Raw genomic sequence first — 8,074 nt, 5'->3', positions numbered from 1 at the left:
TTCGCCATCCACGGCAGGAAGTCCTGCCGCCAGCGGCGCTCGAAGCCGAGCGGCTGTGCGTCGAACGACTTCTGCCAGGTCGTGGTGAACTCCGTCGAGGAGTCGAGGACGAACCGGCCGGTGCGGGCCGGGAAGGCCTGGGCGTAGTGGGCGCCCATCCAGGTGCCTGCCGAATAGCCGACCCAGTTGATCTTGTCGCGGCCGAGCAGCACGCGCAGCAGGTCGATGTCCTTGACCGTCTGGTCGGTGGTGATCAGCGGGCCCAGTTCGCCGGACTTCTGCTGGCAGGACAGCGCCGCGTACTTCGTCGCCTGGAGGATCAGGTTCAGGTTCTGCTTGCTGCGGTCGCGCGGGTCGAGGTCCGAGCCGGTGCCGATGGCACCGCCGCAGGTGATGTTGGTGCTCTTGCCCGTGCCCCGCGGGTCGAACCCGACGATCTCCTGGTGCTCTCGCAGTTTGGGCTGGTTGCGCAGCCGCGCCGGGAAGTTGCGCCCGGGAGCTCCCGGGCCGCCCGGGTTGGTGACGACGCTGGCTGTCGCGTTCTTGGTCGCCTTCAGCCGGCTGACCGCGATGGTCAGGTCGATCTGGGCGTTCGGCTGGTACCAGTTGCGCGGCGTCTTGTAGGTCGCGCACTCCATGTCCTTGGCGCCCTCGGGCGGGGCAGTGGGCAGTTCGGAGGGGACCGCGCACGTGTGCCAGTCCAGCTTCTGGTTCGCGTACTGCGCCGGAATAGCGGTCGAGTTCAGCGGCTGCTTGCCTGCGGCAGCCTCCTGGCCCGCGAAGGCGGGCGTGAACCCGGCCAGCAAGGTGCCGGCGAACGCCGGGATCACCACCGCGTAGCGGAGTCGTCTCATACGGTTGCCCCTTTTGGGTATTTCGCCAATGGATGGGCTATTCCTATAGCGCTGGCCGGGGCGCGACAACCGCCGTTGGTCGGTGGCGCGGAGCGCCGCGATCGACGATCTGCTCGGCGTCGCCGCTCCGCTGCCGACTTCCCTTGCCGGCAACACCGGGCAGATCACTGCCACGGCAGCCAGCCGCGCGCGGCATCTGTTCGCCGCCGATCTCGACTCGAAAGCAGTGTTGTGGGTTATCACGGATCCGCGGCGTCCGGACACGGTGGCGACGTTGTCCGTCCCGGGGAGTGCTGTCACCGCTGCGGCGTTCGGTCCCGAGGGGAGAACGTTGGCCACGGGCAGTCTGACCGGCCAGATCCGGCTGTGGGGCACAGCCCAGCCACGGCATCCGCGGCAACTGTCCGCAGTGTCGGCACCGGACCCCGTGGCGCATCTGGCGTTGCCCCGATGGGCGAACGTTGAGTGCCGGCACAACGGCGAAATACGACGCGGTTCCCTCCCGTCCGCCTCGGGACAGCTATGGGACGGGCCGGACCGGGTGCGGGCGTCCTCCGTCCGGCTCGGCTCGGACGTCATGGCCGCTGTTTTTTCGCCGAGCGACGGTGTGCTGCGCCGGTGGGACGTCGCCGACGCGAGATCTCCAGTTCTCCTGGATCGCGTTCAGCCCCGGACGGCCGAAGCCTGGCCAGCGGCAGCGACGACTCCACCGTTCGGTTGTGGTCGGTGACCGGACCGTCCGATGCCGGGCCGGCCAAGGGGATCAACGGAGTCGCTTTCAGCCGGACGGGCTCGCGCTGCTCCGTCCGCCGTGTTTGCGCCGTCTCCCCATCGCTCGGCAGCCCCGATGGGGAACACTGCTTTCCCGGTGTTGAGTACCGGCCGCCGTCGGGTCCGAATCTACCCCGTGACTGGTTCGGAGCGCAGGCAAGCACGACTGCCGCAGTGAACGCCGTCAGCAATGCCCAAGCCGGATCCGACCATAGGCCGCCTCGAACTGCCGCGGTCGGTCGGCGGGCTATCGTGCGCTGGGCCTGTGCTGGCCGTTCTGGATACCGACCGAAGTCCGCTTCGGCAAGGGCGACCGGCCGGAGCCCGGACGTCGACACAGGTCCGTCCCATCAGGGGCTCGGGCACGGTCGCCCTGGAAAGCGGCGGCGACTTCGCCGAGACACTGCGCGACTTCCACAGCTACGGCACTCCTTTCCAGAGCCCGCCCGGTGCCTACCGCGGCGAGGTCGACGCACCCCGGGGTCTCGGCGGACGACTCGAAGACGCCAGCGTGCGCATCATGACGCGCCCCCACGATCTCGGTGACAACCCGAATCTGCACCTGCATGTTCTCTCACCCGACAACACCGTTCTGGCCGGCCTGAACCTCAACCGGGTCGAACGCAGCCTCGGCAGCGACGGCGCCCGCATCGTCCTGGAAGAAGAAAACCCGAGTCAGCCGGACGCTCAGCTTCGGGACGTTCTCCGGCCTGCCCTGCCACGGATAGGGAACGGGGACCTCTTGCGCGTCGACCCAGCGTTCGGTGTCGAAGCCGTACCCGTCGACGGCCAGCCAGCTCATTACCGGGTGATAAGGCGAATCGGTCAGCTCGGGAAGCACCCTGCGCCGCAGCGGTCTCGCAGCCGGGCCATGGCGAACCCGATGCCGACGTAGGCCAGGAAGAGATGTTGTCGGCCGCCATGGCGCAGCAGGTCCGGCGTCCGGCCCCCGCTTCCGGGCAGGGCGTTCCGCACAGTGGCGGCCATGGTCGCGCCTTCACAGGCGAAGCCGCGAAGATCCGGATGCACGAGATCCGGCCGGCGCTCCAGTTCTCGCCGCCCGCGATCCTCGATTCCCCATTCGAATCCGCACACCGCCGAACGCGGAATGGCTTCCAACCGTTCGGTGGTTTCGTCGGCGGCGACGGGAAAACCGCGCCGGGTGAAGGTGATGCTTTCCGTCGACGGGGCGAGCGCGATCCTGCGCAGCGTTCCCCACTGTCCGGGCATCCGTTCCTCCTGGTGCGCACCAAGGGCTGCGCGCTCGTCCACACGGTAGCCAGCGAGCCGGTGCGCGGTGTTCCTCCGAATTGCGCAGTGGGTGGGCAATATCGGAGACGACCAGCATATTCCGGCGCAGCACGATCGAATCCCATCACCTACAGGGGAGGACGGCCGTGGAATCGAGCAGCCCGGAGCGAGACCTGCGCACGGCGACGCTGGAGGCGTTCGCCGGCACCATCGTGCCCGGGGAGAAACGGGCACCGGACGACCGGGCGATCGCCGGTGTTTCGGACGGTCCCGGAGCGGTCGTCGCGGGAGCCGTCGAACTCGTCGAGACCCCGGCCACCGGCATCACGGCGGGTCTGGACGCGGTCGGCGCGCGACGGGCGCCCACTGACCGGATAGAGCATCTGGTCGGGCTCGCGGTCCGCGACGTCGATGTCGGGTCCGAGGCGCGGTGGACGTATGGTCCGGCGGACGCGGAGCAGCGAGTGACCGGGCCTGTAGTCGACTTCTGCCTGGTGGCCACGCGCCGACGGCATCGCGACGACCTGGGCCTGCGTGTGGCGGGAACGGACGCCGATCGCTGGCTCGACGTCGCGGGACGGCGGCCCGGGCAGTTCCGGCTGGTCGAGGCGGACTGACATGGCGACGGTTTCGGTGCCGGCCCGGACGCTCTGGCTGGGCGTGCTCAGCGTGGCTGCGGCGGTCGTCGTGGTCGCCTCGGCGGTGGGGTTCTTCCGGGCGTTCGCCATGCCCGACATGGGGCCGATGGATTCGATGGGTCCGATGGCCTCGATGCCGGACCAGCGGCTGCACGGCATGGCGCTGGCCGACATGCCGGAAATGTTCGTCGCGGGCGCGGCCTTGCTGCTCGCGGTGGGCATCGCGCTGATCCTCGGCCGGACGCGGCGCACGGTCGCCGTGCCGCGGCAGAAGGTCCGCGGCAGGCGGGTGGTCGCGCTGGTCGCCAGCGCCGCGTTGACCATCGACATCAGCAAAACGTCGACGCTGGGCTTCGTGCTGCCCGGCCTGCGCGCGGAGTACGGTATCGACGCCTCGACCGCGTCGCTGCTCGCGGTGAGCGGGCTGTCCGGCACCGCACTGGGCGCGTTGCTGTTGAGCTACTTGGCCGAGCGCATCGGCCGCCGCGTCTGCTACCTGCTCGCCACGCTCGGGTTCACCGCGACCAGCATGTGCGGAACCATGCCGGATTTCGGCGGCAACGTGGTGATGTGTTTCCTGATGGGCATCGCTGTCGGCGGCCTGGCCCCGATTCTGGTCACCGTGCTCAGCGACCTGTTCCCGGGCCGGCACCGGGGCGCGGCGGTGGCCGGGCTGTCGATCGTCGCCACCGCGGTCGGCTACCTGGTCGCGTCGGGTTCGGCGCTGTGGCTGGAGCCCGTGTTCGGCTGGCGGGTGCTGTGGCTCATCGGCGCGCCGACCGGGCTGCTGCTGGCTTCGGCCACCGCCGTCATCCCGGATCAGCGCAGCGCCCCCGCACCCGGCGCGGGGGAGGAGAACCTGCTGGCCAGGAACACGCTCACCACCCGGTTGCAATGGGTGTTCGCCTTCTCGATCGGCTTGACCACATTCGGCCTGACGACCTGGGTGCCGACCCTGTCCCGCGCCGGCGGTCTCTCGCTGACCACCGCGAACGCCCTGCTGGCGGGCTCCGCGGTAGCGATGGTGCTGTGCGCGGGCCTCCTGGCGCTCGCCTACCGCCGATTCGGGCCGGCCGGCGTGACAGTGCGCCTGGCCGTCTGCACCGCCGGGCTGCTGCTGGCGCTAGCCGTCTCCGGCTGGGCGGCCGTCGCACCATGGCTGTCGGCCGTCGTGCTCACCGTCGCGCTGCTGGGAGTGAACACCATGGCCGCGGTGTTCCTCCCCGTCGCCGCGGACGTGGCCGACCACAGCCGCCGCGGCCGGGTCGCCGGGTCCGTCTCGTTCTTCAACCGCCTGGGCGGCCTAGTCGGCCCGCTGGTGCTTTCCCTGCTGGTCACCTCGGTCCCGGAAATGCTGATCGCGGTAGCGATCCTCGCCCTCCTCTGCGGCTCGGCAGCGGCCTACACCAGCAGACGGCAGCGCACCCTGCGAAAAGCCGAGGCCGAATCGAGCTGACCTGACGGGTTCCGACCGGCCGTCGGTTCGAGCGCGCAGTCGCGCTTGCGCATCGTGCCCGGCTTTTGCACCGCACCCACGCGAAAGATCCAGGCCAGCTGTTGCGGGCCATGACGTTTGCTCGGCCGGCGGGGCATGCGACGAGGGGTGGGTCTTTCGGCGACAGGATGAGAAGTGCGGCGCACTCGTCCGCCAAGCAGAAAGACCCATCCATGCACCACCGTAATGCCCCGTCGTCCGTCGAAAGCCGCCGTCGCGCGCGCTGCCAGTCCTGCCTGATCGTCCAGATGGCCGTTGAGATGGACACGTCGAGGGAGTGCGCATCCAAGTGGGTCAACCGCTGGCGTCGCCACGGCGAGACCGGGCTGCTCGACCTGCCCAGCGTCCCGCGCCACCAGTCCGCTGTCACCCCGCCGAGGACATGGCCCGGATCGCGCTGGCCCGCGCACGTGGTCCACCTCGACGTGAAGAAGACCGGCCAGATCCCCGACGGCGGCGGCTGGCGGATCCACGGCAAAGCAGCAGCCAGGACCGGAAGGTCGCTCGCGGCAAATCCGAGGCCAGTGGATCCGCTACTCCTGCCTGCACTCCGCCGTCGACGGCTTCTCGAGGCTGGCCTGCACCGAACCGCTGCCCGACGAAACCGCCCACACCGCGATCGGGTTCGTCCGCCGGGTCCTGGTGTTCTTCGCAGCGCACGGCATCACCCACATGAACTGCCTCGTAACCGACAACGTCTCCTGCTACCGCGCGCACGACTTCGCCACCGTTCTGCGAGGCACCCGGCATCAGCGAATCACGCCTTACACCCCACGCCACAACGGAAAAGTCCGCGAAGACCAGGGCTTTGTGCTGCGCCGAGCTGGTTTGAACCCGGCAAAGGTATGGCCCGAGGCACGACCTTGGTGTCCTGCGTCCGATTTGTCGGCTGGTCCAGGCGCAGCACCGTATGCGCACCGGCCAGACGGGTCTGATCTGACAGGAGCTTGGACCAGAAGCCCGTCGCTGACCTGTCGCCTGTCCGGTCGGTTCGCCCTCTCCGCGAGCGTGAACCCACCGGAGGAGCGAGTTCCAGCATGGCAACCATCGCAACCTGTGTCATCGGCGGCGCTGACATCCACAAACACACCCACTACGCGGTCGTAGCCGACGAGCACGGCCGGTTACTCGGACATCGTGTTCCCTGCCCGCGACCGTGGCTGTGCGCAGTTGCTGGAACGGATCACCGGCCACGGCGTCATTGCTTCGATCGGTGTCGAGAGCACCGGGTCGTTCGGCGCGTCCCTGAGCAGGTTTTCACCGCTACCAAGGTCCAGGTCATCGGGGCCAACCGCCTAGCTCCCGTAGGGATGGCGAGTCCGGCTGCCTGGACGCCGAGCAGATCGACCCCGCCGTTCTCGGACAAACATCGACTGCGACCCCGTAAAGGCGTCGTTATAGCTCAGCAGTGCGCCGTCGAGGCGATTGCCGGATGCGGCGCGCAGCGAGTGGTACCCGGAGACCGGTCCGGCCCTGGCCAGGCATACGCGCGCGCCCGGGTACGCGTCACCTCGGAGATGAGCTCGGCTGCCGAGCGGTGACGCTGCGCCAAGGCTGGATGCGCACGCCCACTTCGACGAGCGCGAGGAACTGGCGCATGCTCTCCCACTTGAGGCATTCGCACGAACGGCTCAGGCGCGCGTCGAAAGCGACAGACAGCGCGCGGGTCGAACTCGGCGGCAGCACCCGCCAATCCGGTGCGGCCGGGCCGAATCGGAGATCGATGCGGGGGCCAGCTGCCCGGCGATTCGGCAAAGGTCGTCTGCGGTGAGAATGGCCACCGAACCCCCTCGGCTCGCGTCCTTCAGTGCTCCGGCCAGATCGCCATTGTTGTTTATAACGACAAGTCTTTCTCTTTGACACCAAGGGGTTTACGCAAGGTGTGGCGGTGGAGGAGACTGAGCGTCAACGCCAGTGCGGCGCCGAACACCGCGTGCCCAGCCAGTAGCAGCCCGATGGACCAGTCCAGGGAGAACAGCGGTGCCGTGGAGCCCTGCAGCACGACAGGACCCAGTTCCCCCAGCAGCAGTCCGTACACGACGCCGAGCGCGACCAGCGATCGCATCCGGCGGAACATTCCGTAGGCCAGAAGGCTGAACACTATGCCGGATACGCTGCACATGGCCAGATGCGCGGCGGCACCGATCACTGGCGAGCCGCTGCCGACCAGGTTTGCGAGCAACGGCAGCCGGCCCAGGGCCGCCAGTTCGATCCCGGACACGACGCCGCCGGCGAGTCCGGCCGCGGCACCGAGGATCAGCCGCTCGGCGAGGTCGAAGCGAGGGTTATCAGAAGCGGTCATCATCGTCCGCCATTCGTGGGGCGAGGTGGATTTCCACAAGAGTGTCGCGGGCGGCCAGGGCGGAAGACGTCGCTGTAGGGTGCAATCAACTCGTTTGGCGCACCGAATTACTCCATCTCAATGAAGTGCGAAGGGGACCGCTGCGCTGCTCAGCTTCCGGCCAGTGCGGTGCCCTCGACCCGGGCGGCGATCTTGGCGAAGGCAGTGTCGCGCGAGGTGGAGGTGTCATCCGCGAAAGGCGAGAAACCGCAGTCGTCGCAGGTGCCGAGCCGGTCGGCTGGGATGTACTCCGCGGCGAGGTGCACGCGGTCGCGGACCTCAGCGGGGGATTCCACCCGCGGATCGATGGGGTCGATCACGCCTACGAAGACATGCTGTTCCGGTCGCCGGTGCTCCTGGACTGTCTTCAGCACGTGGCTGGGGTCCGGTTCGCTGGCCAGTTGGAGGTAGAACCGTCCGGCCCGGAGCCGGAACAGCGTCGGCAGTAGTCCGGCGTAGTCGACGTCGAGGCTGTGCGCCGAGTCCTGGTCGCCGCCCGGGCAGGTGTGCACCCCGATCCGCGCTCGTTGCTCCTCGGTGAACCGGTCGAGGACCTGATTGTTCAGATCTACGAACTGGCCGAGCAGTCCGCCGGTTGGGGTCGAGCTTCAGGGAGAGCCTGCCCTCGGTGAAGTCGAGCTGGACGCTGTCTGCTCCCGACTGGAGGCTTCGCCGAATGTCTGCCTCGGCCTCGCTCACGAGATCGGCCAGAAACTCCTCGCGC

General features: G+C 68.7%; 5 protein-coding genes and 3 pseudogenes. 4 read left to right on the top strand and 4 right to left on the bottom strand.

Going from position 1 to position 8,074, the window contains the following annotated elements; genetic code table 11:
* Nucleotides 1–854 (bottom strand): alpha/beta fold hydrolase (locus A4R44_RS21460; RefSeq protein WP_157904953.1); only part of this gene is annotated, 854 nt, incomplete at its 3' end.
* Nucleotides 855–936: 82 nt separating this feature from the next.
* Between A4R44_RS21460 and A4R44_RS52480 the strand changes: the two genes are divergently transcribed.
* A complete protein-coding gene (locus tag A4R44_RS52480; RefSeq protein WP_067583494.1) occupies nucleotides 937–1,584 on the top strand; it encodes a WD40 repeat domain-containing protein in 648 nt (215 codons plus the stop codon).
* 615 nt (nucleotides 1,585–2,199) lie between these two features.
* On the opposite strand, the pseudogene A4R44_RS46005 reads toward A4R44_RS52480, so the two are convergent.
* Nucleotides 2,200–2,855, bottom strand: a pseudogene (locus A4R44_RS46005) (DUF1702 family protein).
* A 167-nt stretch (nucleotides 2,856–3,022) separates the two neighbouring features.
* On the opposite strand from A4R44_RS46005, the gene A4R44_RS50575 reads away from it, so the two are divergent.
* From A4R44_RS50575 to A4R44_RS48145, 3 genes and pseudogenes are all read left to right on the top strand, one after another.
* Entirely contained in the window at nucleotides 3,023–3,493 is a 471-nt protein-coding gene (locus A4R44_RS50575; RefSeq protein ID WP_067583486.1) for a DUF5987 family protein, read from the top strand.
* A gap of 1 nt (nucleotide 3,494) precedes the next feature.
* Nucleotides 3,495–4,970 carry an MFS transporter gene (locus A4R44_RS21435; RefSeq protein ID WP_067583483.1) on the top strand — a complete coding sequence of 492 codons (1,476 nt, stop codon included), beginning with the start codon at nucleotides 3,495–3,497 and terminating at the stop codon, nucleotides 4,968–4,970.
* 212 nt (nucleotides 4,971–5,182) lie between these two features.
* Nucleotides 5,183–5,801: pseudogene (locus A4R44_RS48145) on the top strand (leucine zipper domain-containing protein); the annotation flags it as partial.
* Between the two features lie 1,042 nt (nucleotides 5,802–6,843).
* On the opposite strand, the gene A4R44_RS21430 reads toward A4R44_RS48145, so the two are convergent.
* Both A4R44_RS21430 and A4R44_RS50570 read right to left on the bottom strand, forming a co-directional pair.
* A complete protein-coding gene (locus tag A4R44_RS21430; RefSeq protein ID WP_067583556.1) occupies nucleotides 6,844–7,311 on the bottom strand; it encodes a hypothetical protein in 468 nt (155 codons plus the stop codon).
* Nucleotides 7,312–7,460: 149 nt separating this feature from the next.
* A pseudogene (locus A4R44_RS50570) lies at nucleotides 7,461–8,074 on the bottom strand (5-methyltetrahydropteroyltriglutamate--homocysteine methyltransferase); the annotation flags it as partial.

Source organism: Amycolatopsis sp. M39 (assembly GCF_001651785.1).
In the GTDB taxonomy this organism is placed as follows: Bacteria; Actinomycetota; Actinomycetes; order Mycobacteriales; family Pseudonocardiaceae; genus Amycolatopsis; species Amycolatopsis rubida.
This window is presented reverse-complemented; position numbering and strand designations above follow the sequence as displayed.

Bases quoted from the DNA above. Each gene is read 5' to 3' on its own strand.
- A4R44_RS21435 (WP_067583483.1), top strand. From the start codon at position 3,495: ATGGCGACGGTTTCGGTGCCGGCCCGGACGCTCTGGCTGGGCGTGCTC.
- A4R44_RS21430 (WP_067583556.1), bottom strand. From the start codon at position 7,311: ATGACCGCTTCTGATAACCCTCGCTTCGACCTCGCCGAGCGGCTGATC.